Raw genomic sequence first — 25869 nt, 5'->3', positions numbered from 1 at the left:
CGTGCCCGGACCCCTAGGCCGCTGAACTCGGACCGAACTCCGAGCGCGCAGACGTCGACCGAGTATGGGCTGGATCTGCTGAGTTGCGGTTCGGCGACGAGATTGATTCGCCGAGGGTGTCACGAGGGAGCGTCACGCAGGTCAATTGACGCCCGTTTCGAGAGGCGCGCTACTTTGATGTCCTACTATCTCCCCGGACCGGGAGTGAGACGGAAGGGCACCTGATGAATACTCCCGAACCGATTGTGGTGATCGACGGCGCGCGGACGCCGATCGGCAGCTTCGGTGGCACGCTCGCCGGCGTGCCCGCGCACGAGCTGGGCGCGACCGCTGCGCGGGCCGCTCTGGGGCGTGCCGGGGTCGCCGGTGACGACATCGGCGAGGTGGTGATGGGCTGCATCGGCCAAGTAGGCCCCGACGCCTACAACGCCCGCCGCGTGGCCCTCGCAGCAGGCCTGCCCGAGAGCACTCCCGCCTACACGGTCAACCGCTTGTGCGGCAGCGGCCTGCAGGCCGTCTGGTCGGCGGCGCAGCAGATGCGCTGGGGCGGGGTCGGGTTCGCGTTGGCCGGCGGCGACGAGAGCATGTCCCGGATGCCGTTCTACGATTTCGGCGCCCGTTCGGGTTACAAACTCGGTGACCGCACACTCGTCGACGGCACGGTCGCGATCCTGACCGACCCGTTCGGTGGCGTGCACATGGGCCGCACCGCCGAGGCCGTCGCCCGCAAGTACGACGTGAGCCGGCAGCAGCAGGACGAGTTCGCAGTCGAATCCCAGCGCCGCGCCGCCACCGACGCCGCCCGGGCCGCGTTCGCCGAGGAAATCACCCCCGTCGAAATCGGGGGGCGCCGCCCGAAGACGATCGAGGTCGACGAGCACCTCAAGCCGGACACCACCCTCGAGACCCTCGCGAAGCTGCGGCCGGCGTTCGAGGAAGGCGGTTCGGTGACCGCCGGTAACGCGTCGGGCATCAACGACGGCGCCGCGGCCCTGGTGCTGGCCACTCAGTCGGCCGCGCAGGAGAAGGGCCTGACCGGGCTCGTCACCCTCGAGGCCGTCGCGACCGCCGCGATGGACCCGGCTCTGATGGGGTACGCCCCGGTGCTGGCGTTGCAGAAGCTGTTCGAGCAGACCGGCACCACCCCGGGTGATATCGACGTGATCGAGCTGAACGAGGCGTTCGCGTCGCAGGCGGTCGCGGTGATCCGGGACGCGAAGCTCGACCCGGAGAAGACCAACCCGTACGGCGGCGCCATCGCGTTGGGTCACCCCGTGGGCGCGACCGGTGCCATCCTGAGCCTGCGCCTCGCGAAGGATCTTGTGCGCCGCGACCTCGAACTCGGCATCGTCACGATGTGCATCGGCGGCGGTCAGGCCCTCGCCGCACTGTTCCGTCGAGTCTGAGGAGTGGCCATGAAGAAGCATATTGCGTCGTGGCATGACGACGAGGTGAAGGCGCTGTCCGAACTCGCGACCGGGTTCTTCGAGCGCGAAGTGGTCGCGCACAACGACAAGTGGGACGCACAACACTGCATCGATCGATCCGTGTGGCACACCGCCGGGCAGCTCGGGTTGCTGTGTTGTTCCGTGCCCGAAGAATACGGCGGCGGTGGCGGCACATTCGCCCACGACCTCGCCGTCTTCGAGGCCCAGGGCTACGCCGGGGACCTGGCGTTCGGAATCGCGGTGCACAGCGGGATTGTCGCGCATTACCTCGTCGAGTACGGGTCGGAAGAGCAGAAGAAGGCGTGGCTGCCGGGGATGGCCACCGGGGAGATTCTCGGTGCGATCGGCATGACGGAGCCGGGCGCCGGTTCCGATCTGAAGGCGATCAAGACCACGGCCATCCGTGACGGTGACGACTATGTGATCAACGGTTCGAAGACGTTCATCACGAACGGCGCGTCCGCCGACATGATCATCCTGGCCGTCAAGACCGATCCGAAGGCCGGCGCCAAAGGTGTTTCGCTGATGATCGTCGATCTGCGGGACTGCCCCGGCTTCGCAGTCGGACGCGTCCTCGACAAGGTGGGCCAGCACGGCGCCGACACATCGGAGTTGTCGTTCACCGATGTGCGGATACCCGCCGAAAATCTGCTCGGCGTGTCCGAGGGACAGGGCTTCGGGCAGCTGATGGCCCAGTTGGTGCAGGAACGGTTGATCATCGGGGCGCAGGCCTCGGGCGCGATGAAGCGTGCCGTCGAAGACACCGTGGCCTACACGAAATCGCGGCAGGCGTTCGGGCACAGCCTGTTCGAGTTCCAGAACACCGCGTTCGAGCTCGCCGAATGTCACACCATCGCCCGCACCTGCCAGGTGTTCCTCGACCACTGCATCGAGGCGCACCTGCGCGGTGAACTCGACCCGTCCGAGGCGGCCATGGTCAAGTACTGGCTCACCGAGAAACAGTGTGAGGTCATCGACCGCTGCGTCCAATTGCACGGTGGGTACGGCTACATGCGCGAGTACCTCATCGCCCGTATGTACGAGGACGCCCGCGTCCAGAAGATCTACGCGGGCGCCAACGAAGTGATGAAGGGCATCATCGCGAAGTCGCTGTAGTTCTCATTCGGGCGGCGAGGTGACGAGGCCGGTGCGGTGGTGGGTGGAAACGGTGTATGCGGATTCGTCGAACCGGCCGAGGCGGCGGCGCATCCGGTCGGTCGACCAGGGCCAGTTGAAGCTGTTGCGTCCGTTGACGTCCAGGAAGTAACTCTGACACCCACCGGCGTTGTAGACGGTGGTGGCCAGAGCTTCCTGCACCTGCGCATTGAAGGCGTCCTGCACCTCTCGGCGCGGTTCCCACCGACTCCAGCCATTGCTGCGGGCATGCGTGAGCGCCTGCATCACGTAATCGAGCTGCGCCTCGAGGATCATGAACGCCGAGGTGTGGCCGGTACCCAGTGCGGGTCCCAGCAGGACGAAGGCGTTGGGGAAGCCGGCGACGGTGGTGCCCAGATACGCCTGCGGGCTACCCTTCCAGTGGTCGTCGAGGCTGCGGCCCTCGCCATCGAAGACCCGCGCCCCGATCGGCATGTCGAGGATGTGGAAGCCGGTGCCGAAAACTATGGCGTCCACCTCCCGTTTTTCGCCGTCGGTGCCCACCACCACGTTTCCGCGCACCGAAGCGACGGCGTTGGCGTGCACCTCCACGTTCGGCCGGGTCAGCGCCGGGTAGTAGGTGTTCGACATCAGCAGGCGCTTGCAGCCGAGCGTGTAGTCGGGTGTCAGGGACTTGCGGAGCTCGTGATCGCGCACCTGGATCAGCAACTGCGCCTTGCCGATCTGCTGTACTACCTTCAGGATCCAGGGGTGCCGGAATCCGAGTCCCAGCGACTCCATGATGGCGTACTCGACCCGCCGTAGCGCCCGTATCGCGCCGGGAACCCGTCGCAGGATCGTGCGCTCGACGCCGCGCAGTGCGACGTCGGGTTTGGGCAGAACCCACTGCGCAGTGCGCTGATAGAGATGCAGTTCCGCCACCTGGGGCGCGATCGCGGGTACGAACTGCACCGCGGATGCCCCGGTTCCGACGACGGCGACGCGTCGACCGGTGAGGTCGAAGCCGTGGTTCCAGCGGGAGGAATGGAAGACCTCACCGTTGAAGGTGTCGAGCCCGGGGACGTCGGGCACCAGGGGCTCGTTCCACGGTCCCGCTGCCGCGATGATCGCGTCGGACGTCACAGTTCCGGCGGTGGTGGCGACCGTCCATCGCCGTGTGTCCTCGTTCCACTGAGCTCGCTCTACCTCCGTGCCGAACTGCACGTGTCCGGGAATGTCGTGGCGGTCGGCCGTCCGTTCGATGTAGCGACGAATCTCCTCTTGCCCGGCGAACAGCCGAGACCATTCGCGGTTGGGTGCAAAGGAGTAGGAGTACAGAGCGGACGGTACGTCACACGCGCAGCCCGGGTAGGTGTTGTCACGCCAGGTGCCGCCAAGCGCGTCACCCTTCTCGAGAATCGCGAAATTATCGATGCCGCTCTGCTTCAGACGGATCGCCGCTCCGATCCCGGATATGCCTGCGCCGATAATGAGGATGTCGTAATGCGTCATGCGCGCACTTCCTTCGCGAGTTGAGTTCGGGTGCTGACGAGCGAGTGCTCGAGTGTTGCGAGCCGACGCCGGGTATCCATGAAATTGGCGCCCATACGACCAGGTCTTCGGCAGTGGCATCGAGTCGGATCACCCGGGTGCCCGCTTCTTCCAACTGCGCGATCTCGGCATCCAGTCCGGCGCTCATCCAGTTGAGCAGGCGGCGTTCGATGCGGAGCTTGGATCGAGCCGAACGCGACGCGCTCACCGGTGTCGTAATCCATGCTCACCAGCCACGTGGCGGGATGAGCGACCGCCCAGGCCCAGCCCAGCACGTCGCTCACGGCGACGAGAGCGGCCACCGTCCAGGCTGCGCCGAGTGTGCCGCCGCAGCCGATCACCAATCCGCGGCGCAGATGTGTGTCACTGGGAGTCATACTCAGAATCTAGCAGATTTCAGATACCGACGGTATATGAAAGTGGGATAATCTCGATGGTCGTTGAAGAAGGGGTGCACATGGGTCGTTTGACCAGGTCGGAGAGTCAGGCGCAGACGCGTGCACACCTCGTGTCGACGGCGCGAGACCTTTTTCTGGCCGACGGCTACGCGGGAACTTCCCTCGAGAAGGTCGCCGACGCGGCTGGCTACTCGAAAGGCGCGGTCTACTCCAACTTCAAGAACAAGAAGGAGTTGTGCCTCGAAGTTCTCGGTCTGATCCACGCGACGAAGGGTGCCGAGATCGCGGTCGCGCTCGGCCACGGCGACACCATGGAGGAGCGGCTCGAAGCGTTTCAGTCCTGGGCGGAGGACACGCTCGGTGACGTGGGATGGACGATGCTCGAGTTCGAGCTGATCGTGCTCTCCCGCCACGATCCGGAGCTACGCGAGGCTCTCACCGTCACGCTCGGCGCAGCGCGTGGCATCGCGGTGAGCCTCTTGACGTCGTTTACCGAGTCGCTCGGCATGACGCTGTCGATTCCGGCCGAGGACGCGGCAAGCAGCATCCTCGGTCTCGGCGTGGGACTGGGCATTCAACGCGCGATCGATCCCACGATCTCCGCACGCGTCGTCACAGACAGTCTGCGGGTGTTGCTGGCCACGAGCTCCCCGATGTGAGTGCAAGAATGCCCCCAGCACTATGTGACCGCTTCGAACGGCTTGCCTTGCAAGGGTGCTCGCGACCGATCGACGAGCCGTCCGGCGCGAAATCGGTTAGGCTGTGGCGGCAAAGGCTTCGGGCACGACGGGTCGGCGGGTGGACAGGACGTGACCATGAAGAAAGTGTTTCTCCTCTTCACCGGGCTGCTCGCTCTCGCCTTTGTGAGTGCGCCTGCAGCGCAAGCCGAGCCAGGCATCCACGTCGGACCGGGCACCGTATATACGACGAACCCCGAGGTCGAGGGTTTCTGCACCATCGCGGCCGTCGGGAATGACGATGCAGGCCGTCTCGTCGCACTGACGATCGGGCACTGCCACCAGCAGGCAGGCACCCCGATCTACAAGATCGGGGAGGCGGATCGCGGGCCGATCGGGTGGGAGACCGACATCTGGTCGGCAAATCCCGCCGGCACTTTCGATGCGGTGGATTACGCGGTGCTCGAGCTGAATCCGGCGGTCGTCGCACCGAGTAGGTACGGCGAGGGCAGCGATGTCGTCGTCAATACGGTCGGTGACGCCTCGCCCTGGAATGTCGCCTGCAAATACGGGCCCACCACCGGCAAGACGTGCGGGGCCATCGCGGCGATCGCGGGAATTCACCTGCAGAACTGGGCGCTCATGGGTCCGGGTGATTCGGGTGGGCCTCTCGTTGTGGGCGACAAGCTCGTCGGGATCAGCGCCGGGCTCGACGCCGTCCCGGAGGCGCCGTTCATCTACGGGAAGATCGGTCCCATCCTCGCGGACATCGATGCGCGGCAGAGCTTCGGCGCAGGCTTCAGACCTGTCCGCTGACCGGCGGCGCACGTTACCGTTCGTTCATGCCCCGGACCGACAACGTTCCCGCGTACACGATGCGCCAACTGGCGGCCTTCGTGGCGGTCGCCGAAACGGGCACCATCAGTGGTGCTGCCGAGCGGTTGCACCCTGTCGCAGGCGCTGAAAGCCCAGCGGTGCGTGCGCCGTCGGGTCCCATTGCGGTGGGGTGTTACCCGGCGCTGGGGCCGACGATCCTTCCCGCCATGCTCTATGCCTTCACAGCCCGATACCCGAGGGGTTCGGTCGAGTTCCGGGAAGACACGCAGAACCGGCTCCGCACCGAGCTCGAGGGCGGCGAACTCGAGGGCGCGGACGCAGGCGAAATGACTCGCAGGGGGCGCTGCCGTGCGATGTTCTCGTCGAGTCGGCATGCCGGCGTAGTGTGGCGAGCCGGAGGACACGATTGGCCGGTCATCAACTCTTCCGTCCACGTATACTTGGCGGACCTACCGTTCGCCGATGAGTAGTTCGACCTTGTGCTCTCGTCGCACCTGGTGTTTCTCCTGTGCCGATCGCCTCGATGCCGACTCGCACTTCATGTACCTCACCGAACTGATGCGTGTGACCCGCGGCGAGGTACGGGTCTTCCCATTGACCCCCATGGGTTCGCGACGTCGACTGTCCCGATCTCCTATGAGTTTCAACGGGGTGGGAAAGAGATGCTCGTATGTCGACGAGACTCGAGCGCAACGGCTCTGTCAACGTTGATGACCTTGCACCGATTCACGATTGGGACGAAGCAACGCCGACGATTCAGCCGCCGACGGGACGAGTACCACTGGTGGTGAGGGTTGGAGCCGACAAGGGTTCGGCTGTTCCGGTTGTGACGCGGTCTTGGTATGCGCCGACCTTCGAGGTAATCAGGTCGAGGAAGTGCGGGCCGAGTTGCATTCTGTGATTTTTTGCGTGCGCTCGATGAGATAGCGCGATGCGCGGTCTCGCGTGGAAAGATCTTCGCATGTCATTCGAGCCGCCCGATCGGCACTTCTCTCGCCGGCCTCTTGTCATTGCGCTTATTGCAGTGTTGGTCATTGCAGTCGCAGCTATCGTGCTGGTCGCGTTCCTCGTAGGACGCGAATCCTTGGCACCTGACTCGTCGACTGCGGCATCTCGGGCTGAGAAATTCTCGCAGTCGACGTGTCCACACCGTGGACCCGTTCAGCGCGGTCACACTTTCGTGTGTTCTCACAGAAGTAACGGTTCATATCTACTCAGCAGGCCAGCGCCGACGGGCAGCGCAGGACCGCGCCGACACATCCGATTCCCACCCGCACTCGATCACCCGCCTGCGTGTCGCCCATAGGGTCGCTGACCCGGGCACCCTTGTCGTTTTTGGCGGCATCGCTGGATATCGGTATGCCAGGGTCCTGCACGCGACCCTGATCAAACACAACAGAGAGGCAATACCCTTGCACCCCGACAATGATGCTTCTGTGCCCGCCGTGCAGTACACATGGACTGCCCAACGCGGAGATTTGAGTCGGTTTACCTGGGTTGCTCTGTGGCGTGTTTTTCGGCGTCCGATAGTGATGGTCTACTTCGCGTTCGTGGTGGTGGCACTGGTGGTGGCCGTGTGGAGCGGTGAAGATGAACTGGCCATACTCTTTGCGGTCATTGTTGTGGGGTTTCCCCTGGCTGTATTCGTTCTGATTTTGCGCGTGAATCGGATGACGGTGCGGGCGGGAGCCCGGTGGGCCAGCGGCTTCAACTCCTTCGGGATGCTCCTGGAAGATCCCAATGCCCAGATAGTCATCGGGCACGGCTCGATTGCCAAGATTGAGGTCATCCATGGATTGGTGTATCTCTACATTCGTGGTGGCTTGGGTCGCGCGGCGTGCGTCCCCGAGTCGCTGTGTCCACCCGATGCACGCGCCTACCTGCTGTCGATGGTTGATGCCCGGTCGCGCACAGCGCACAGTACCTAGCCCTGGTGGGAGTTCCACATGAGCACGGAACCCCGGTGTGTGGACTGTTGCCGCGCGGTGAAGGCTCGGCGCGGCGGCTATCGACCCTGAACTGCAACCGAGGTCGGCACAACCAGAAGGGTCGATGTTGCGCGGCAGGTTCCGTCGCGGACGGTGCTCTGTCCGCAATCCGTGGTGGCCCTTCTGCTCGGCATGCCAATGCGGCCGGTGCGGGTAACGAGCTGAGTGCTGTTGTGCCGGGCGTCGCCGGTCAACAGATCGAGGCTGCCGCGCAGAGCGTGTTCTCAAATGCCTTCATCTCGGTGATGATCGTGTGTGCGTTGGTTTGTGGTGTCGGTTCGCTGATCGCCTACGCCCTCGTCCGGACGAAGGACCTGCACGAGTCGGCAACAATCGACGTCGAGTAACAGTTCGATGCGCCACCCACTGCAGTCAATCTGAAAGGAGTGAACTATGTCGGACATCTTGCTGGTTTCGGGGAGCCTGCGCGGCAGATCAAGCAACTCGGCGCTCCTGCGCACGGCGGAAACCCTGATTCCCGCTGGCTTCCGCGGCGTGCCATACCTGGGAATAGGAGACCTGCCACACTTCAACCCGGATGACGACCACGATCCGTTGCCGGAGGCGGTGGTCGACCTACGCAAGCAAATCGACAGCGCGGCTGCGTTGCTCATCTGCACTCCGGAATACGCGGGGGCACTGCCCGGCTCGTTCAAGAATCTGCTCGATTGGACTGTGGGCGGTATCGAGATCGGTGACAAGCCCACAGCGTGGATCAACGTTTCCGCCAACGCGACGAACGCGGCCAATGCCCACGCGTCGCTGCGATTGGTACTGAACTACACCGGTGCCGCGATCGTCGAGGAAGGGTGTGTCCACCTGCCGGTGATACCCACCATGATCGACAGCGGTGGCATCATCACTGATGTCGCGGTTCGCGAGGGCATCGTCGGCACCCTTGTGGCACTGAGCCAACGTGTGCTCGTCGCGGGGTCACCGGCGACTCCTAGGGATGAAGTTTAGCCTGGATGCACCGATTGGTATGAGCGGCTGAGAGTGTTATAGAGGCGAAATGCCCTGTCGTAGTGGAAGAATAAGACTTCTCTAGGGTCAGATTCAGCCACGCGGAAGGGCATCTCGCGGATGCAACTATCTCACACGCGCCCCGTCGCCGCGGCCAGGTTCGACGATCCGAATCTGATGGCGACCGCGGGACTGGTCCCGGTGATGGCATTGGCCCAGGCGAGCGGCCTGCTCACCCTCGCCGATCAGCACCTGAGCGTGCCGACCGACAAAGGATCCCATGCCGGCCGCAAGATCGGGTCCCTGATCGGCGGGATGGTCGCCGGCGCCGACAGCATCGCCGACCTGGCGATCCTGCGGCACGGCGCGATGGGAACCGTCTTCGACCGCCCGTACGCACCGTCCACGCTGGGATCGTTCCTCCGCGAATTCACCTTCGGACACGTGCGGCAACTCGACGCCGTCGCCTCGAGGTTCCTGAGCGCTCTCGCCGACCGAACGCCCCTGGTCGGTGGAATCGACACCGGGCGAATCATGGTCGATATCGACTTTTGCGATCATCGAGGTCCACGGCCACGGCAAACAAGGCTCCGGCTACGGCTACTCCGGGATCCGCGGGCTGAACGCACTGCTCACCACCGTCACCACGGAGACCGCGGCGCCGGTGATCCTCACCCAACGCCTGCGCCGCGGAGCCTGCGGCTCCGCACGCGGCGCCGCCCGGATGGTCTCCGACGCCCTGGCCACCGTAGACCGGCTGCGCACCCAGGCTGCAGGAACCAGCGGGGACGGCGCGCCGAAGGTTCTGGTCCGCGGCGACTCCGCCTTCTACGGCCATCCCACCATCAGTGCCGCGATTCGTGCCGGCGCCGATGTGTCGGTCACCGTGCGCCTGACCTCCACCATCAAGCGGGCGATCGCATCCATCGACGCCGACGAGTCCGCGTGGACGCCGATCGAATACACCGACGCCGTCTACGACGAGGGCACCGACACCTGGATCTCGCGGGCGGAGGTCGCCGAGATACCGTTCACCGCGTTCACCTCGCAGAAGAAAGCCCACCAGATCCCCGGGCGGCTGGTGGTGCGCCGCATCCCCGACCTGCGACCGAAGAAAGACCAGGACCAGGGCACGTTGTTCGACATCTGGCGGTTCCACGCCTTCTTCACTACCACCGACCCCGACGAGGTCGATACCGTCGCCGCCGACAAGACCCACCGTCAGCACGCCGTCATCGAGCAGGTGCACGCGGACCTGAAGAACTCCGCACTCGCCCATCTGCCGTCGAACTCGTTTTCGGCGAACGCCGCCTGGCTCGTCTGCGCGGTGATGGCATTCAACCTGACCCGTGCCGCCGGCAGCCTCACGGCTGACCCGAAGCTGACGAAAGCGACTACCGGCACCCTCCGCCGCACCATTGTGTCGGTCCCCGCGCACATCGCCTCTTCGGCCCGACGGTTGACGCTGCACCTACCGACCGACTGGCCGTGGGAAACAGCGTGGAACACCCTGTTCGACAGAACATTCGGCCGAAATCACCCGATCATCGTCTAACACCCGCGACACCTGCCCGCCCTCGACGCGAAAGCCCCAGTGGAACACTCCGACACGCAGGTCGGACGATCACCCACGCCCGTAACCTCCTCGCTGCCGCACAACGAAACTCAGCACGAATACATCAGTCGATCGGTGGATTTAGGTTTAGTAGGCCGCACCGATCGCATGTGCCGGTCAGATAGAGGTGAGAACAGCTGTCAGTGGTCGTCGATGCCGAACAGGCGTGCCACCCACTTGTCGATCGCATCCCAGATTGTGCTGTCGACTCGTTCGAGGCCTCCGTGCCACATTTCCCACACACGCCCGGTGTCGTCGCGTATATCCAGTGTCACTGCGTTGTCGGAGATGTGGTCGATGTCGGGTAGTTCAGATTCCGGGATCTTCACGAAATCTCGTAGTTCGTTGGTCACCGGGTCCCGCGATTGGGCGACGTACTTGAAATCGGCTGCCTCCCCGAAGTTCGAAATCCGCGGCATGTCCTGTGCTGGCATCAGACCGATGAAGTCTTCGTTGAAGAATCCGTTCTGCACGGTCGTATAGAAGCGTTCGAGTCCTGGTTCGACCCCGGCAGCGAATAACGGAAGTTCCTTCTGCGCCAACGGCGCCAGCCCATACCCAACCGCATAATACGACGAGTCCGATTCGCCGAAGATGTAGGCCAAGACGATCTCGGTCCGGACTTCTCCGTAGCGGGTCGCCCGGCAAAGTCTGATAGTTGGTGCGGCGTCGCGGATGATCGGTGTGGTGCGCGGAAGTCCCCCGGGGACCGCGTCCTCCCATGCCCGGATCGCGACGTCGACGGGATTGCTCGAGGTTTGCGTATCGCTCCACCACCGGGGGATGGTGCCGGCCTCGTCGTCGCTCAACTGGTCGACGTTGATCGGTTCGAGATCGTGGAACGGATTCCGCGTCGACAGGAGCTGTGCAACTTCTTGGTCTGTGGTCACAAAGCCACACCCTTCTGATCTTTCGTCGTGCGACGGCGCCTGCCCCCGAAGTATGCGCGTGAAATAGCCTCTCCGACCTCGACCTTAGCCACTGTTCTTTGCGCCAATGTCAGCCTCGTGTTCGCGGTGACCTGTCACAGTGGCCGCGCGTTTGGTGAAAGTTGTCTGTTACCGCTCCCCAAGCCGTGCGGGGGGTCGTGGGGCATCACTTCCGGCGTGCCCGCCCCTCGATCACGTGTTCACGAGGGGGATAGACAACGATGCGTGGGAGTCGTTATGGCTGTCCGCGCATCCCGGTGATCCGGGACCGGTGCCGCCGCCTCCGGTGCCGTACACCTGCTATGACCCGGGTCCGGAGCCGGAAGACGAGCCGTTCGATCCGGCTGATCCGGCCGATCCCGGTGCCGACTCGGGCGAGGGGTTGGTCACCGAAACCAATCCCGATGCGAACTCACCACTCACCGTTTAACCAAACCTCAACGGCCCCATGGCCGTTCCGGGCCATGTGCCGCCGGTATTGCCGGGGCAGCCGGTTCCGGCTCCACAGCATCTCCCCGGCGCTGGCTCATCCGACGGCGGTCCGCCGCCCAGCGGCGGGCTTGAGCCGATCACGCGCCCTCTCCATGAGACGGGATGTTCACTCGGGTGCACTGTCATGAGCCGTGAAGAGATTCACGAAGTCGTCACCGAGTCGGCGGCCCGCTCGAAGGCGAGGGCTCCGATCCGATACTTGTCCAGAAGGTCATAGACCGCGTCAACACGCTCAACCGCGGCGCGTTCGGGACGAAAGATCAGATCAAACAAGAAGTCTGGTCCGAGTTCAAAGACGAGTGGTACCAAGCATACCGGGACCGATTCCTCACGCGGCAACGTCGAGATTGCTCCGACAAAACGGACAGGTCCAAGGATTGCGAGGGGCTTGTCGCCGTCTGCTACAAAAGCAAGGAGCGCCCGTCACGCCCGACATCGTGGCTCAGCGCGCGGCGTATATCGCCGGCGCGAATGCTTACACAAATGGCCCGGGTGGTCCGGCACAGAAGACATCCACCGGCGGTGCGCTCGGTGAAGCGCCAAGGCGGCTATCGGCCGCGAGAAATCCGCGAACCCCGGAAAGTACGAAGGCGGGCTCGTTGCTGGTCACGTTCCTGATACCCAATGGACAGGACCGCCACCCGGCAATCCGACCCGGTGTCGTGGCTTCCGATGGACGCGGGACTCAACTCTGCCATCGGTGGCCAGGGCACGTCGTATTCTCAGGGCTACCGTGTCTTGGCATTCGTTCCAGGCGACTATGACGCTGCGAATCAGTGTTCACCGTCCCCCGGATTCCCGTCACCGGGTCTCAGCACGCCTCCCACGTATCTTGGGACCTGATGCAACGTGATTAATCATCGAACGGCCCGTTATATGAAGTCGATTCTTGCCCGGAGGCCACATATGCGGCACCTGAGAAACACCTTCGCGCCCCTGACGGTACTCGTTGTCGCCGGGGCGTGTTCGCAATCTCCGTCGACCGGAGCGGGCGAAACGGACTGGTGGAGCACCGCCATCGAAACGCTGGAGCACGAGCAGCAGGCGGAATACGAACGACAGAAAGATAAGGGGCACGACGACGCCTGGATGCTGACCACGCCCGGACCCCCGGCAACGGACGCGGACATTATCGCCGCCGAAAGCCGGCTCGGGATGAAATTCGATGTGCAGTATAAGGAATGGCTGCACCACGTCAACGGGTGGCGGTTCTACTGCGGAGGCGACAGCCTCTACGCACTCGACGACATCGCTCAGGATTCTCCCAAGAAGCGAAACCTTCCATCTGGCTCGATAGCGCCGAGCTGACACCGAAGGATCTCGGCGTCGGTTCCTTCGATGACCTGATCGCCATCGGCGGCCCCGAAGAGGCGTACTTCATCGTGACGACAGGTTCCCGAAACGACGCGAACCGAGCAACAGCACCCGTCTACGAATTCGGCAGCGGCGATTGGACAAAGCATGGAAGTTTCAAAGAGATTCAGGCCAATATTGATATCGCCAAGGACAGAGTGAACAACCCGTGGTGACGCCGCAGTACTAACAGTCGCGCCACCAGCGACTATGGGGCCATTGAGACCGGTATTGCATCAGATGACCGGTTCAGAAGTTCCCGCCGAGAGTGAGGGGAGAGCATGCATGATCGTCTGTAGGGAGGTTGGAAATGCACCCAAGCGAACCGTTTGCCGGCAAGCCGGTCTCAGAGCCCGATGTTTGCCGGCGCACTGGTGGTGGTCCCGTACTACACCCCGCCCTGCCGAGGCGCGGGTCGTGGCTACCGACGTTTGCAGTGATCGTTCTCCTCGCAGTCACCAGATGTCGATCTACTACGCCTTGCTGGTATCCGCTTCCCGGTAACTACGCCTTCCGTGTGCGGCCTTACGCGTCGTGGACGGGAGTGAAGTGCTCGACGAGTGGGAAGGGATCGTAGAAGTGGTGCAGCAGGTTCCTCCATTTCTGGTATTCACTCGATTGGCGGAAGCCGTGGGTGTGGTCCTCGAGTTCTTCCCATTCGACCAGCAGTATGTAGATGTTGGGTCGCTCGAGGCCGCGTGACAATCGCAGTCGCAGAAATCCGGGCATCGACGAGATGATCGACTTTGCCTGCCCGAATGTGGATTCGAATTCCGTTGCCCTCGCGTGGGCTACTTGCAGCACTGCATGCTCCAGGATCATTTGCACAGTATGCAGACCGGCGCTAGCGCCCGCCCACAGTGCGACACAGTGCAGTGCCGGGGCAGCCTGCGTCGGGTGTCTCGTGTTCTGTCTGTCGATAGTGATTACTGACCTCCACCGGCGTTGCGGGCGTGACGATCTCCGGGTGAATTACCGAGCCTGTTCACGGCTGCGGGTGACCGCTATGTCTGTTGGTGGGACTTGAAGCTGTGCGCTCCGGTCCAGTTCGGAAAGGCTCAACCCGCGACCGATCTGGCAGTGCTCGACGACGGTGACGGTGCGCTCGCGCAGGCACTCGGTGCGTCCGAGAGCCAGGCATTCGTCAGAGGGTTTCTTCACGCGGCTCGCGATGCTGCTCGGATCGCAATGCGGCCGGCGGGAGCTCGAGGAAGCGCTCGCCGTTGCCTCCGCCGCCGTGACAGGCCGAGAACGCTCCATCGCTTCGCGGCAACCTCCTGTGGATGCTTAGTCTGAGAGCATGGCGCATGCACATTTTCTGAACTCGCCCAAGTCCTTCGTCGTCGACGCGCTCCGCGGGACCGTCGCCGCCACCGACGACCTCGAGTGGCATCCGGAACCGGGATACCTCACCCGGCGGCAACCGTTGCCGACCGGTCAGGTGGCACTCCTGTCGGGTGGCGGGTCGGGACACGAACCGCTTCACGCCGGGTTCGTCGGCCGCGGCATGCTGACCGGTGCCTGCCCGGGCCTGGTGTTCAGTTCACCCAATGCGCTCCAGGTGCGGGCTGCCACCAAAGCCGTCGAGGCAGGCGGTGGGGTGGTGCACATCGTGAAGAACTACACCGGTGACGTGCTCAACTTCCGGATCGCCGGCGACATGGCCGAAGAGGACGGTATCGCCGTGGAACACGTCCTCGTCGACGACGATGTCGCATCCGACCGCGCCGGTGGTCCCGGGCGACGGGGCACGGCCGCCACCATTGCCGTCGAGAAGATCTGTGGCGCTTCGGCGGAACGCGGCGACGATCTCGGCACCGTTGCCGAGCTCGGGCGACGGACAGCGCGGAACTCCCGCAGTATGGCCGTCGCGTTGCGCCCGTGCACCGTCCCCGGTGCGGATGCCCCATCCTTCGACCTCCCGGACGGGCAGATCGAGATAGGTATCGGCATTCACGGTGAGCGGGGCACCGAACGCACCGATTCCATGCCCGCGGCGAAGCTGGTGCGCCGTCTCGCCGACCCCGTGATCGCCGCGCTCGATCTGAAGAGCGGGGACCCGGTGATCGCGATAGTGAACGGTCTCGGAGGCACGCCTGCGCTGGAACTGCACCTGCTGTTCGGGGAGCTCGTGGACTACCTCGCCGAGAAAGATGTGGTGCTCCGCCGTTCGCTGGTCGGCAGCTTCGTCACCGCCCTCGACATGGAGGGCGCCTCGATCACGCTGGTGCGCTGTGACGACGAACTCCTGGAGTTGTGGGACGCACCGACCGCCGCGCCGGGCTGGCCCAACGCGCCGACAGGTGAATTCGCCGGTATCGCCGCCGTTTCCGACACCGGGTTCCGTTCGGCGGTGGCCTCCCGCGAAGGTGCAGCCGATGTCGCCGATACCCCCGACTCGCTGGGCCGGGCGGCTGTCGGCCGATGGATCGGCACCTTCGTGGAAAGGGTGTTGGCCGAAGAGCCGAACCTCACCGACCTCGATCGCCGTGCCGGTGACGGCGACTTCGGCACCAACATGGTTGCCGCCCTCGACCACGTGGACGTCGACAAGATCCGTGGCACCTACTCACCGGCGACCATCTTCGAGTCGTTGTCCGACGCCTATCTTTCTCACGCGGGCGGCACGTCCGGAGCGCTGTTCGGCATCTGGTTCCGCCAGTTCTACCGCGCCGCCACCGACAGCGGGGGCGGACTCGACCTCGAGGCCGTCACGACAGCGGCGCGGCAAGGTCTCGACACCATCCGTGAACTCGGCGGCGCGCAGCGTGGCGACAAGACGATGATCGACGCCATCGAGCCCGCCGTCGTCGCGCTCGAATCGGCCGTCGACACCGGCGGGGGCTTACTCGACGGGCTCGCCGACGCAGCCGACGCCGCGACGCGGGGGGCCGAAGCTACCGCGGGCATCACGGCGAGCCGCGGCCGGGCCAGTTACGTCGGCGAGGCGTCACGCGGCATCGTCGATCCCGGCGCGCTGGTGTCGTCGTGGTTTTTCGTCGAGGCGCGGGAAGCGGCTCGCACGCTCGGGTGATACCGCTGGGCGGGTAGTTGCACGTATGGTGAGGGAAGAACGCCGAGTCGTGCTGTGCAAACCCGTCGCCACACCTCTCTCCACCTGCGTACGGGACGCAGCATCACGGATGGACACGTACACAAGTGGAAGACACCGCCAGCCGGGGAATCCAGGCTTTCATTGCCGACGTCACAGAGCGGGGCGGCAAGGCAGTTCGGCTCACCCATTCGCGGCGCAATCCCGTTCAGGTGTGGGGTGATGACGGTCAGAGTCGCATCGTGCGGGTTCGGTCCAAGCTCAGCGGCGACTGGCAGGCACGTAAGCAGGACGAGTCGCTCGACGACGATGACACGGGCTCGCAGTTCTGGGTGTTCGTCGACCTGGCGAGCTCGCCCCATGAGTTCTTCGTGGTGCCCTCCGCCGAGGTCGCCGACGACATCCGCGCCGAGGTGGACCTGTGGATGATGGACACGCCCGGTCGCACGCGAACCGGGCACCACGCGATTCCGCTGAGTCGTGTCGCGCACGGTCGCGGACGTTGGGATCTGCTCGGACTGTCGGGGGAGAAGGACCCGAGCCGATACAGCGACGCGCAGCGGGCCAAAACCGCGGAGACGCTGCACGCCGACGCTCTGGCGCGGTCGAACGCCCGGAAGAAGCCGGCCAAAGCGGCCGCACTGCCGGACGAAGAGATCGATACCCGACTCGAGGTGGTCGCCGACTTCGAAGGGTACCGGTTGGTGGGGCGCTTCGACTCAAAGACGCACAGCCTCGAAATCATGCGCGGTCCGATGCAGGGCCGCCGCTTTCCCGATCCGACCACCGCGGCCAGTGCGGTTGCCAGTCACATCAGCGGTGACATGGAGACGCACGACGGATGGAGTTTCTGGCGCACCGAGCAGGGCGAGCGAATCGACTTGAGGCAGAACAGCATCTGAGGGTGCGCCAGGCTTTGGGCAATCTGCTCGCCGGTGTGCGGGATTGAGAATACCCTGGGGTGGGTACGCAGTGTGGATGCCGCCGCGTCGCGGTGGTGTGTGGCCACAGCCGAGGGGAGTTCGACATGGACATCGTCGACGGCACTGTTCGCGCCGTGACCGGCGTTGCGACCGCCACGACAAGTGCTGTCGGTGCGGTGGGCGGCGCCGCGATCGGTAGCGTTGTCGGCGGTCTGCGTGGCATCGCGACCGGGGCTGTGCGCGGCGCCGCGAGTGGGGCACGAAGCGGATTCGACAGCGGCAGTCATTCGACGTCGACGGCGGTGGCGACGATCGCGGCTGTCGGTGCGGTGGGTCTCGTCGAGTGGCCGGTGGTGGTCGCCGTCGGCGGAACGGCGCTGGCGCTGCGGCAGATCAACGCCGCCCGTGCGCGCGTTCGCAGCAGTTCGGGATCCGTCACATCCTCGCCGCCGCGGAACACGCCGGCGTCGGACGCTGCTCCCGCGTCGAACGCTGCTACTCCTACCCTGAACATGGCGCCGGTCTCCAGCACTGCTGCGACGTCGGTCCTTGCGCCGTCTCCCGGCGCCGCGCCGGCGCAGGGGACAGGGAGGGCGCCCGCCGAGAAGGCTCCGGCCAAGGCGCCGGGCTCGGCGAAGAAGGCGCCGGTGAACACGCCGGCTGCCGCCAAGAAAGCCTCGGCCAAGAAAGCTGCCCCGGCGGCGAACGCGATATCCCGTAAGACTCCGGCGAAGGCGTCACCGCCCGCGAAGTCGTCGAAGGCCGAGCCGTCGGCTTCGAAAGCGACGCGTACACGGTCGACTTCACGATCGACGCGCGCGAAGTAGGCGACGTGGGACTGGGCCGATATCTCGCCGTCGCCGCGTCCGTCCCTGTGCGCAGCGTCGGCTTCGGGCTGGGCGTCGCGACGCACAGCGGCGCTGTGGCGGTTGATCTGATGACCACCACCGCTAGGGTCGCGACGTCGATCGCCGCCGAGGCCCTGGGCGGAACACCGGCACGACGCACCAGTGCAGGGCGTGGCCGGGTATGGATGGAGGTCCGCGGGCTCGACGGTCCTGGCGGCGACGACGTGGCCGCCGAAGTGCTCGAGGCGCTCCGCGCCACCACCGGGGTTCGGAGCGTGCAGCTCAACCGCACGTTGTCCCGGCTGATCGTGTCCCACGGCGACGACGGACCGTCGGTCCCAGAACTGAGTGCCATCGTGTCCGCGGCCGAGAGTCGCGCGCGGACGGGAGACGGTCGGGATCACCCGTCGGAACTGCCGGGCGACGATGTGACGCTCGCCGAGAGCTGCCTTGCCCTGGTGGCAGTCACCACCGGCCTGGCTGCGGCCGCCGCGGGGCGTGCCCTCCGCATTCCCCAGCTGCCCGGTGCGGCAGTGACCACGGTGGTCACTGCCGTGAACTACCAGCCGCGGCTGCGCAAGATCGTCGAGGAACGGTTGGGGTCGGATGCGGCCGAGCTCGTCCTGGCCACAGCTCAAGCGCTCAGTGATGTCATTCGCCAGGCGCCGTCGTCCCTGGCAGTAGACGTGGGGCTGCGGTCTGCGCTGACCGCCGAAGCGTGGTCTTCGCGCCAGGCCTGGCACCGCCGTGAGCCCGAGCTGGCGCAAGGCGCCGCGGACCACGCGTCACATCATCAGCAACCACCCGACCGCACGTCCGGTCCCGTGGAACGGCATGCCGACCGCGCGGCCCTGGCGCAACTGGTCGGCGCGACCGCCGTCGGCGTCGCGACGCGCAGCGCGGCAGGCGCCGGGGACGCCGTGCTGGTTGCGGCTCCGAAAGCGACGCGTACTGCGCGTGAAACCTTCGCGGCCACGTTGGGACGTGGTCTGGCGGACCGCCACGATGTGCTGACGTTGCGCCCCGGCGCGCTCCGAAGCCTCGACCGGGTGGACACGGTCGTGATCGATCCGTCGATTCTGCAGACAGTGGAGCTTCGCGTCAGTCGCATTCGTGGAGTGCGCGACGCCGATCGCACCAGGGTATGGGAAGCCGCGCGATCGGCCGTAGAACACGACGAACTCGGACCGGGTTGGCACTTACTGGCCCATCTGCCGGGTGATCTGGCCGCTGCAGCCGAGCACGAAGACGCCGCCGTGTTCGTCACCCCGGCTCATCACCCGCTCGCGGCAGCGGTGCTGACCCAGGCCCGCAGCTCCGGAGTCGAGGTGGTCTCGGTGGATACAGAGTCCCTAGGCAGTCTCCGTTCCGCCTTCGACGATCTGCATCCGAGCAGTGGCGCAGGCCAGTTCCGGGGTTCACCCGATTCCGATCTTCGTGACGCGGTTGTTCGCCTGCAGGCCGAGGGTGCGACGGTAGCGGTGGTGGCGGCGGGCGCACCCCGTGCGCTGGCTGCCGCTGACGTGGGTATCGGAGTTCTGGCGGACGATACGGCCCCGCCGTGGCCCGCGGACGTGTTCGTCGACGATCTCGCCGGTGTATGGCGGATACTCCGAGCGCTGCCCGAAGCCCGGACCGCTAGCCGGCGCGGCGTGGAGATCGCCACGGCCGCATCGACACTCGGCGCACTCCTGATGCTTCCCGGCGTACGCGGCCGGGGGCCGGGACCGATCACCGCCGGCGCGGCAGCCGGACTGTGGACGGGACACTCGCTGGCACGACGCGTGCTGAAGGCGTCCGTTCCGCCGTCTGCCCCCGTGCACGCCTGGCATGAGATGCCCGTCGAGGAGGTGCGTCGTCTACTCCCTGCTCAGGAAGGTGACGGCGACATCGGTGCCCGGCCCCGTGCGGTCGACTGGGCGCTGGCACCGTTCGAATGGGCCGGCAGTCTCGCGGCCTGGCCGCTCGGGCTCGCCTGGGACTTCGGCCGCGCGATGCGCACGGAACTGTCGGATCCGCTGACGCCCATTCTCGCCACCGGCTCGGCGGCGAGCGCTCTGCTGGGTTCACCGATCGACGCCGTACTCGTCGGGTCCGTGCTGACCGGTAACGCGGCCTTGTCGGCCGTGCAACGACTGCATGCAGAACGCCTGCTGGGTCGACTCCTCGCTGCGGGTGACCCGCCCGCGCATCGGGTCAGCGGATCCCCGCAGAAGCGAGTCAGCGAGCGCGTGGAGGCCTCGCGGTTGCGGATCGGGGACGTGATCGAGATCGGTCCCGGCGAGGTTGTACCCGCGGACGGCCGATTGATCGAGGCGTCCGGGGTCGAGGTCGACGAGTCCTCTCTGACCGGGGAGTCCCTGCCCGTGACCAAGGAGACGTCGGCGACGCCCGGTGCACCGCTGAGTGAGCGCGCCTGCATGGTGTTCGGAGGAAGCACAGTTCTCACCGGGACGGCGACGGCGGTCGTCACGGCAGTGGGGGAGGCGACGGAGGCGGGACGAGCCGGGGCGATCGGTCCCACGGGCGCGTCGCACGTCGGCCTGCAAGCGCAACTGCGCAGCCTCACCGACCGTGTGCTGCCGGTCAGCGTCGGGGGTGGTGCCCTGGTCACCGCCGTCGGCTTCCTCCGCGGGATGGGATTGCGTCAGGCGGTCACCAGCGGTGTCGCGGTCGCAGTCGCGGCGGTTCCCGAGGGACTGCCGTTGGTCGCCACTCTCGCGCAGCAGGCGGCTGCTCGCCGGTTGACCAAGTCGAATGCTCTTGTGCGAGCCCCGCGTTCGGTGGAAGCGCTCGGTCGCGTCGACATCGTGTGCTTCGACAAGACAGGGACGTTGAGCGAGAACCGTCTTCGCGTCATCAGAGTTGCGCCCGAGCCCGCCGAAGAGCACGACGAGGTGCTGATCTGCGCGGCGCGTAGTGCTGTGACGCCCGACGGGCGTCCGGCGGACCATGCCACCGACGTCGCCATCGCGGAGGCTGCCGAGGGCCTCGACCGCGGAGACGACGGGGAGTGGTCCTACCTTCCGTTTCGATCGGGGCGTCCGTATTCGGCGGCACTGTCCGGGACACACCTGTGCTTGAAGGGTGCACCGGAGACGGTCCTGGCCGCGTGCCCCGGCATCGACGCCGACGAGATTCAGTCGCGGGTCCTCGGGATGGCCGCCGACGGGCTCCGGGTGATCGCCGTCGCGCGGCGCACCGTCACCGCGTTCCAGTCCCGGCGCGCCGCCGACGACGGTGCGGTATTCGAAAAGCTCTGCAGTAGTGGTCTCGAGCTGGTCGGATTCCTGGGAATCGCTGACACACCGCGTCCGGAGGCTGCGGGGCTGCTGCCGGAACTGGAACGACAGCAGGTCGGGGTGCGACTGCTCACCGGAGACCATCCCGTCACAGCCACCGCCATCGCGCAGGAATTGGGGTTGGCAGTATCGCCTGATCAGGTGATCAGTGGGGCCGACTGGGACACCTTGTCGCATCGCGGTCAGGAGGCCGCGGTCGAGAAGTGCCTCGTCTTCGCGCGGATGACCCCGGAGAACAAGGTGCAGGTGGTGCAGACCCTCGAGCGTGCCGGACACGTGTGCGCCATGGTCGGGGACGGGGCCAACGATGCGGCCGCCATCCGCGCGGCCAGTGTGGGCATCGGTGTCAGTTCCCGCGGCAGCGACCCGGCGCGCAGTGCGGCCGATGTGGTTCTCCTCGACGGCCGCGTCGACGCGTTGCTCGACGCCCTGGACGAAGGACGTCAACTCTGGCGTCGCGTCCAGGCGGGGGTGTCTGTGCTCCTCGGCGGCAATGCCGGTGAGGTGGCGTTCGCGCTGATCGGTAGTGCGGCCGCTGGACGGTCTCCGCTGACCGCGCGTCAACTGCTCCTGGTCAATGTCCTGACGGATGCCTTGCCGGCGGCGGCGCTCGCGGTGAGTCCGCCCAACGAGCAGGCGCGCGGCGAGGGCCGCGGACCCGACAATGCAGCGTTGTGGCGCACCGTGGCCATCCGCGGCGCCGCGACCGCAGCAGGTGCGACGACGGCATGGACGATGGCGAGCCTGACGGGCAGGCAGCGTCGCGCCTCCACAGTGGGGCTGGTGGCATTGGTCGGAACGCAGCTCGGTCAGACGCTCATCGATTCGCGCAGTCCCTTGGTCGTGCTCACCGCCGGTGGTTCCCTCGCCGCTCTGACGGTGCTGGTGAGCACTCCCGGCGTCAGCCAGTTACTCGGATGCACACCCCTCGGTCCGGTGGGGTGGACGCAGGCGCTGGGGTCGGCCGCTGCCGCCACCGCAGCAGCCGCATTTGCACCGGGCGTGCTGGCGAAGCTTGCGGGAGATCAGTCGACGATGTCGAGTATGCCCGCCCTGACCAACACGGCGTATACCTCGTGCAGCGGGGGAGTGAGCACTCGTGTCACCGCTCCGGTCCAGAACTCGCCGGGGGAGGAGACGACACCGACGGCGGTCCGGGCTGCAGAAATCAACACGTCGGTAACAGTCCTCGATCAACGTGACTGACAGGTGAACAGCACGGACAAGGGAGGCGAACCATGGCCGAAGAGGCACCGAGGGCCGAAGAAACACCGAGCCGGAATGCGCAGCGGGACGCCGTCGCACGGGTGCGGGAGGCATCCAGCTTCGCTGTTCAGCTACCGATACTCGGGCGGGTACCTGTGCCACGTCCCGAACAGCTGGCGTTCTTCGCAGCGATCGGCCTCCTCGCGGCCGTCGAGATCATCGAATGGCCGGTTGCATTGACCATCGCAGCCGGGCACATCCTGATCGCCGATCAGCACAACAGAGCCGTTCAAGAGATCGGGGAGGTCCTGGAATCGGTCTGAGCGACCCCAGTCGATCAGTCCGGGCACGGTCGATCAGGCCGGGCACGCCGGTGAGGTGAGCTGCGCGATGGCCACGATCGAGCACGCCGTCGCCTTCGACAGTCGCCACGTCCCGTTCTCTCCCGGTACGAAGGTCGCGGGAAGGTTGTTCTGCTGAACCTGTCCGTTGATAGTGAGCTGCAGCTGAGCGCTCGCACTCCCGTCACCGTTGTCGATCACGGGGTCCAGAACCTGTACCTGTGCTCCGGACTGCTGTGCCGCCGCGGCCACCTGAGAAAACAGGTTCGGGTCCTGCTCGGAGCCTTCCACCATCGCGATCTTCTCCTCCACGGGAGTTGCGGGATTCAGGCCCCGCTCCATCAACTGGTTGAGTTCGGCAGCTGTGGGGAGTTCGAGTGGTGCCGACGTTTCGGGTGTCGTCGTTGCCGACGCCGTGGTGGTGGTCCCACTCGGCGGAGCCGGATCGTCCGAACCGCACGCGGACATGGTCAGCGCTGTGGCGATCGCCATTGCGGCCACCGTCATTCTTCGAAGCGACACTCGCTTACCCCTTCACTGTGGGCTCTCGATACGGACGGTCTCCTTATCGAGTGTGGAGGTTCGCCGGCCCCTTCGCGGTCGAAGCCGCCGTTTTCTCAGAGTTTTGCCACTCTTGCTGCCCGCGGATCGCGCCACTGTTCCACCGCTCGCGGCGCCCGCTCACCCGAGGGTCGACATCCTAGGTCTCGTGCCCTGGCGTAGAGGCGTGAGCACCAGAGCGTGGCCGCACTTGTTCACCGCGGTTTTCCCTTACGGTGGGGACATGGCTACCGTCTGGACGATCCCGATCGACATCACTTCTCGCTGGCTCGACTCCGCCGAGGTCCAGGCCTTTCTCGCGTCCAACGACCTGGACAACGCATCCCCCGACCCCCTCGTTCGCTTTGCTCAATTCTCTGACGTCACGAAGTCGCTGCAGCGGAACATCGGGCACACCTATTCGTCGGTGCAGGGTGCGGCCACCGCGCTCTTCGACGGAATCGACGGCGGTGTGCCGGTGGCGTTGAAGCTGGCGGCGCTGCGTCTGATCCTTCGGGAGGTCTATCAGACCCGTCGTGCACCGGAACCGTTCCCGCAAAGGGTGGGTGACGAGCTGGGCGCCTACGTCTATGCGCTGCTCGACCCGCGGAACCGGTCGGTGTTCTACGTCGGCAAGGGGCGAGGTACCCGGGTCTACGGCTACGTGTGGGAGGCGTTGGCCGTGGACGAGCACAGGCAGACGCTCAAAGACTCCGAGAAGGACACTGCCGAAGTGGAGGCGGCCACGATTGCCCGCATCCGGGAAATCTACGACTCCGGCCACGAGGTGGAGCACTACATCGTGGCGCATCGCCTGAACGCGACCGGTGACGTCGCCGAAGCCATCAGCGATGGGCTGATCGGAGCGCTGGGTCTGCTGGAGGGATCCATACTCACCAACCTCGCCGGTGGTGCCGGCGAGCACCGCGCCGTACCCGTCGACGACCTGGTGCTGCAATACGCGGCCGAGCCCGTGCCCAACCTGCCGACACCCTGCGTGCTTCTCGAGGTACCGCGCGCCGCCGAGCGCGGAGCGACACCGGAGGAGGTCTACGACCGCGCCCGGGGACCGTGGGCGGCGGGTGCCGCTGTCCGCAATACCGAGAACATTCCCGTGATCGTGTTCGCCGACAACATCGTTCGCGCCGCCTACCGGGCGAAGTCGTGGTCGGGAGTCGCGCGGCCGGGTGACGCGTCGTTGTGGAAGTTCACCGGCGACGTCGATCCCGACCTCGAGGCGCAGTTCGCGAACAAGCGGATCGTTCCCGCGAAGGTCAATCTGAAGAAGTGGCCCTCCCATGGGTGGGTGCCACACCTCACGCAGGCTCGCCCCGGCCGTTGACGGGAGTCGCGTAGGAACCGGTGTGACCGCGCCTGCGTCACATCGGTTCCGCCGCGACCGCCAAAGTGGGTACTCGGTGTAGTTCGGTCGGCGTGGTGTCCGAAGCTGTGATCACCAATCCGTACCGATCGGGATCGGGAATCCGTTGACCGCGGCGGAAGAATCGGAGTCGGTGAGGATCTGCTGCTTCGGCCGTCATCGCCTCCCGGTCTTCCGGTGTCGGCTGACGGGCGATGGACGGGGTGGGGGCTTTGAGTACCTCCTGCACCGCAGCCGGACCCGGTTGCTCGTCGTCCGGGACGGGGTCGGCGTCCAGGATTACAGCGGTCAGGCCGGGACGCACGAGACTGGCTGCCACGATCGTCGACGGCGTCGCGGTTTCCGTCGACACGGATTCGCCGCGGTGCAGGAGCCTGAGCACATCCCAGTTGTCCGCGCCCTCGACGAGGGTTTCGGCCTGCACCGGCGTCAGCACCTCGGTCGGGTCGGCGCTTCGTAGCGGCCACCGCGGATACACCGGGGTCGGCCACACGTACCCGCCGTCGCCGCGCCACTGCGAGGGATACACGTCCGGGGCCTTCTCTGCGAGGACCCGTCGATGGCTGGCGTGCACGTCGGCTCTGCCCATCCAAGGGGGTAGCAGCCCGTGGTCGCGGAGGTCGGTGAAGGTGTCGATACGACCACCGCTGTACTCGAGGAGCTGCGGAGCGAGAGCCTCGGTGTGGCCACGCGCGGCCCACTCGCCGCACATGGCGACACCGTAGGCAACCAGGGCGGGAGTGAAACCCCGCCACATCGCCGTCGCGGGATGATTCTTCCAGCCGTATGACGGCCAGACGAGGGCCCGCAGGATCTGGAACGTCTCGACGCGCTGCTTCCCGAGGCGTCGGTCGTCGAGCAGCTTCGCACTGCGGACGAAGCCGGAGTCGGGCACGAACGTCTGCATCCGCGAACCTTTCCGGGGCCGTG

Annotated in this window: 22 protein-coding genes and 3 pseudogenes; 18 read left to right on the top strand and 7 right to left on the bottom strand. The window is 65.7% G+C overall.

Features of this window, described 5'->3' with window-relative positions; translation table 11 throughout:
• The first annotated feature begins 224 nt into the window (after positions 1-224).
• Both NOF53_RS16280 and NOF53_RS16275 read left to right on the top strand, forming a co-directional pair.
• Positions 225-1406, top strand: a complete 1182-nt coding sequence (locus NOF53_RS16280) for a thiolase family protein (RefSeq protein ID WP_255970535.1) — start codon at positions 225-227, stop codon at positions 1404-1406.
• Positions 1407-1415: 9 nt separating this feature from the next.
• The gene (locus NOF53_RS16275) at positions 1416-2564 is read left to right on the top strand and encodes an acyl-CoA dehydrogenase family protein (RefSeq protein WP_255970534.1); all 1149 of its coding nucleotides are present in this window, start codon (positions 1416-1418) and stop codon (positions 2562-2564) included.
• Positions 2565-2567: 3 nt separating this feature from the next.
• Here the strand turns inward: NOF53_RS16275 and NOF53_RS16270 are convergent, their stop codons facing one another.
• Both NOF53_RS16270 and NOF53_RS16265 read right to left on the bottom strand, forming a co-directional pair.
• A complete protein-coding gene (locus NOF53_RS16270) occupies positions 2568-4055 on the bottom strand; it encodes a flavin-containing monooxygenase (protein ID WP_255970532.1) in 1488 nt (495 codons plus the stop codon).
• Positions 4052-4471: a hypothetical protein gene (locus tag NOF53_RS16265; protein WP_255970530.1), complete on the bottom strand. Its 420-nt coding sequence runs from the start codon at positions 4469-4471 to the stop codon at positions 4052-4054. The genes NOF53_RS16270 and NOF53_RS16265 overlap by 4 nt, the downstream gene beginning before the upstream one ends.
• 80 nt (positions 4472-4551) lie before the next feature.
• Between NOF53_RS16265 and NOF53_RS16260 the strand changes: the two genes are divergently transcribed.
• From NOF53_RS16260 to NOF53_RS16230, 8 genes and pseudogenes are all read left to right on the top strand, one after another.
• The gene (locus NOF53_RS16260; RefSeq protein WP_255970589.1) at positions 4552-5151 is read left to right on the top strand and encodes a TetR/AcrR family transcriptional regulator; all 600 of its coding nucleotides are present in this window, start codon (positions 4552-4554) and stop codon (positions 5149-5151) included.
• Positions 5152-5307: 156 nt separating this feature from the next.
• A complete protein-coding gene (locus NOF53_RS16255) occupies positions 5308-5985 on the top strand; it encodes a chymotrypsin family serine protease (RefSeq protein ID WP_255970528.1) in 678 nt (225 codons plus the stop codon).
• Positions 5986-6011: 26 nt separating this feature from the next.
• Positions 6012-6116, top strand: a pseudogene (locus NOF53_RS27955) (helix-turn-helix domain-containing protein); the annotation flags it as partial.
• 39 nt (positions 6117-6155) lie between these two features.
• Positions 6156-6321, top strand: a pseudogene (locus NOF53_RS27950) (LysR substrate-binding domain-containing protein); the annotation flags it as partial.
• Between the two features lie 1214 nt (positions 6322-7535).
• Positions 7536-7934 carry a hypothetical protein gene (locus NOF53_RS16245; RefSeq protein ID WP_255970526.1) on the top strand — a complete coding sequence of 133 codons (399 nt, stop codon included), beginning with the start codon at positions 7536-7538 and terminating at the stop codon, positions 7932-7934.
• Positions 7935-7939: 5 nt separating this feature from the next.
• Positions 7940-8341 (top strand): hypothetical protein, encoded by a 402-nt coding sequence (locus tag NOF53_RS16240; RefSeq protein ID WP_255970524.1) that lies wholly within the window; start codon positions 7940-7942, stop codon positions 8339-8341.
• A gap of 46 nt (positions 8342-8387) precedes the next feature.
• The gene (locus NOF53_RS16235; protein ID WP_255970522.1) at positions 8388-8957 is read left to right on the top strand and encodes an NADPH-dependent FMN reductase; all 570 of its coding nucleotides are present in this window, start codon (positions 8388-8390) and stop codon (positions 8955-8957) included.
• Between the two features lie 120 nt (positions 8958-9077).
• Positions 9078-10512 (top strand): annotated as a pseudogene (locus tag NOF53_RS16230) (IS1380 family transposase).
• A 200-nt stretch (positions 10513-10712) separates the two neighbouring features.
• Here the strand turns inward: NOF53_RS16230 and NOF53_RS16225 are convergent.
• Positions 10713-11462, bottom strand: a complete 750-nt coding sequence (locus NOF53_RS16225) for a hypothetical protein (protein WP_255970520.1) — start codon at positions 11460-11462, stop codon at positions 10713-10715.
• 235 nt (positions 11463-11697) lie between these two features.
• Between NOF53_RS16225 and NOF53_RS16220 the strand changes: the two genes are divergently transcribed.
• Positions 11698-11931 (top strand): hypothetical protein, encoded by a 234-nt coding sequence (locus NOF53_RS16220; RefSeq protein ID WP_255970518.1) that lies wholly within the window; start codon positions 11698-11700, stop codon positions 11929-11931.
• 938 nt (positions 11932-12869) lie between these two features.
• Positions 12870-13301, top strand: coding sequence for an SMI1/KNR4 family protein (locus tag NOF53_RS16215; protein WP_255970516.1), 432 nt, complete (start codon positions 12870-12872; stop codon positions 13299-13301).
• A 570-nt stretch (positions 13302-13871) separates the two neighbouring features.
• Here the strand turns inward: NOF53_RS16215 and NOF53_RS16210 are convergent.
• Complete coding sequence (locus NOF53_RS16210; protein WP_255970515.1) at positions 13872-14168, bottom strand: antibiotic biosynthesis monooxygenase family protein; 297 nt, start codon at positions 14166-14168, stop codon at positions 13872-13874.
• Positions 14169-14318: 150 nt separating this feature from the next.
• Complete coding sequence (locus NOF53_RS16205) at positions 14319-14507, bottom strand: hypothetical protein (protein ID WP_255970513.1); 189 nt, start codon at positions 14505-14507, stop codon at positions 14319-14321.
• 139 nt (positions 14508-14646) lie between these two features.
• On the opposite strand from NOF53_RS16205, the gene dhaL reads away from it, so the two are divergent.
• The 5 genes from dhaL to NOF53_RS16180 all read left to right on the top strand — a co-directional run bounded on the left by dhaL (position 14647) and on the right by NOF53_RS16180 (position 23000).
• Positions 14647-16380 (top strand): dihydroxyacetone kinase subunit DhaL, encoded by a 1734-nt coding sequence (gene dhaL, locus NOF53_RS16200; RefSeq protein ID WP_255970511.1) that lies wholly within the window; start codon positions 14647-14649, stop codon positions 16378-16380.
• A 125-nt stretch (positions 16381-16505) separates the two neighbouring features.
• Positions 16506-17300 carry a hypothetical protein gene (locus NOF53_RS16195; protein ID WP_255970509.1) on the top strand — a complete coding sequence of 265 codons (795 nt, stop codon included), beginning with the start codon at positions 16506-16508 and terminating at the stop codon, positions 17298-17300.
• Between the two features lie 125 nt (positions 17301-17425).
• Positions 17426-18148: a TrbL/VirB6 family protein gene (locus NOF53_RS28030; protein ID WP_255970507.1), complete on the top strand. Its 723-nt coding sequence runs from the start codon at positions 17426-17428 to the stop codon at positions 18146-18148.
• A 5-nt stretch (positions 18149-18153) separates the two neighbouring features.
• On the top strand, positions 18154-22677 hold the full coding sequence (locus NOF53_RS16185) for a cation-translocating P-type ATPase (RefSeq protein WP_255970505.1): 4524 nt from the start codon (positions 18154-18156) through the stop codon (positions 22675-22677).
• A 32-nt stretch (positions 22678-22709) separates the two neighbouring features.
• Positions 22710-23000, top strand: coding sequence for a hypothetical protein (locus tag NOF53_RS16180; RefSeq protein ID WP_255970503.1), 291 nt, complete (start codon positions 22710-22712; stop codon positions 22998-23000).
• Between the two features lie 33 nt (positions 23001-23033).
• On the opposite strand, the gene NOF53_RS16175 is transcribed toward NOF53_RS16180, so the two are convergent.
• Positions 23034-23510 (bottom strand): WKL family lipoprotein, encoded by a 477-nt coding sequence (locus tag NOF53_RS16175; protein ID WP_305086947.1) that lies wholly within the window; start codon positions 23508-23510, stop codon positions 23034-23036.
• 292 nt (positions 23511-23802) lie between these two features.
• On the opposite strand from NOF53_RS16175, the gene NOF53_RS16170 reads away from it, so the two are divergent.
• Positions 23803-24900: a GIY-YIG nuclease family protein gene (locus tag NOF53_RS16170; RefSeq protein WP_255970499.1), complete on the top strand. Its 1098-nt coding sequence runs from the start codon at positions 23803-23805 to the stop codon at positions 24898-24900.
• Between the two features lie 37 nt (positions 24901-24937).
• Here the strand turns inward: NOF53_RS16170 and NOF53_RS16165 are convergent, their stop codons facing one another.
• On the bottom strand, positions 24938-25846 hold the full coding sequence (locus NOF53_RS16165; RefSeq protein ID WP_255970498.1) for an MSMEG_6728 family protein: 909 nt from the start codon (positions 25844-25846) through the stop codon (positions 24938-24940).
• Positions 25847-25869: the final 23 nt, after the last annotated feature.

Origin of the sequence: Rhodococcus tibetensis, from assembly GCF_024438035.1 — a bacterium.
In the GTDB taxonomy this organism is placed as follows: domain Bacteria; phylum Actinomycetota; class Actinomycetes; order Mycobacteriales; family Mycobacteriaceae; genus Rhodococcus_F; species Rhodococcus_F tibetensis.
The sequence above is the reverse complement of the archived record's forward strand: the minus strand, read 5'-3'. Positions and strand labels throughout refer to the sequence as shown.

Coding starts and splice junctions, on each gene's coding strand:
- NOF53_RS16280 (WP_255970535.1), top strand. CDS start 225: ATGAATACTCCCGAACCGATTGTGGTGATCGACGGCGCGCGGACGCCG.
- NOF53_RS16275 (WP_255970534.1), top strand. CDS start 1,416: ATGAAGAAGCATATTGCGTCGTGGCATGACGACGAGGTGAAGGCGCTG.
- NOF53_RS16270 (WP_255970532.1), bottom strand. CDS start 4,055: ATGACGCATTACGACATCCTCATTATCGGCGCAGGCATATCCGGGATC.
- NOF53_RS16265 (WP_255970530.1), bottom strand. CDS start 4,471: ATGACTCCCAGTGACACACATCTGCGCCGCGGATTGGTGATCGGCTGC.
- NOF53_RS16260 (WP_255970589.1), top strand. CDS start 4,552: ATGGGTCGTTTGACCAGGTCGGAGAGTCAGGCGCAGACGCGTGCACAC.
- NOF53_RS16255 (WP_255970528.1), top strand. CDS start 5,308: ATGAAGAAAGTGTTTCTCCTCTTCACCGGGCTGCTCGCTCTCGCCTTT.
- NOF53_RS16235 (WP_255970522.1), top strand. CDS start 8,388: ATGTCGGACATCTTGCTGGTTTCGGGGAGCCTGCGCGGCAGATCAAGC.
- NOF53_RS16215 (WP_255970516.1), top strand. CDS start 12,870: ATGAAGTCGATTCTTGCCCGGAGGCCACATATGCGGCACCTGAGAAAC.
- NOF53_RS16210 (WP_255970515.1), bottom strand. CDS start 14,168: ATGATCCTGGAGCATGCAGTGCTGCAAGTAGCCCACGCGAGGGCAACG.
- dhaL (WP_255970511.1), top strand. CDS start 14,647: ATGGCGCATGCACATTTTCTGAACTCGCCCAAGTCCTTCGTCGTCGAC.
- NOF53_RS28030 (WP_255970507.1), top strand. CDS start 17,426: ATGGACATCGTCGACGGCACTGTTCGCGCCGTGACCGGCGTTGCGACC.
- NOF53_RS16180 (WP_255970503.1), top strand. CDS start 22,710: ATGGCCGAAGAGGCACCGAGGGCCGAAGAAACACCGAGCCGGAATGCG.
- NOF53_RS16175 (WP_305086947.1), bottom strand. CDS start 23,510: ATGGCGATCGCCACAGCGCTGACCATGTCCGCGTGCGGTTCGGACGAT.
- NOF53_RS16170 (WP_255970499.1), top strand. CDS start 23,803: ATGGCTACCGTCTGGACGATCCCGATCGACATCACTTCTCGCTGGCTC.
- NOF53_RS16165 (WP_255970498.1), bottom strand. CDS start 25,846: ATGCAGACGTTCGTGCCCGACTCCGGCTTCGTCCGCAGTGCGAAGCTG.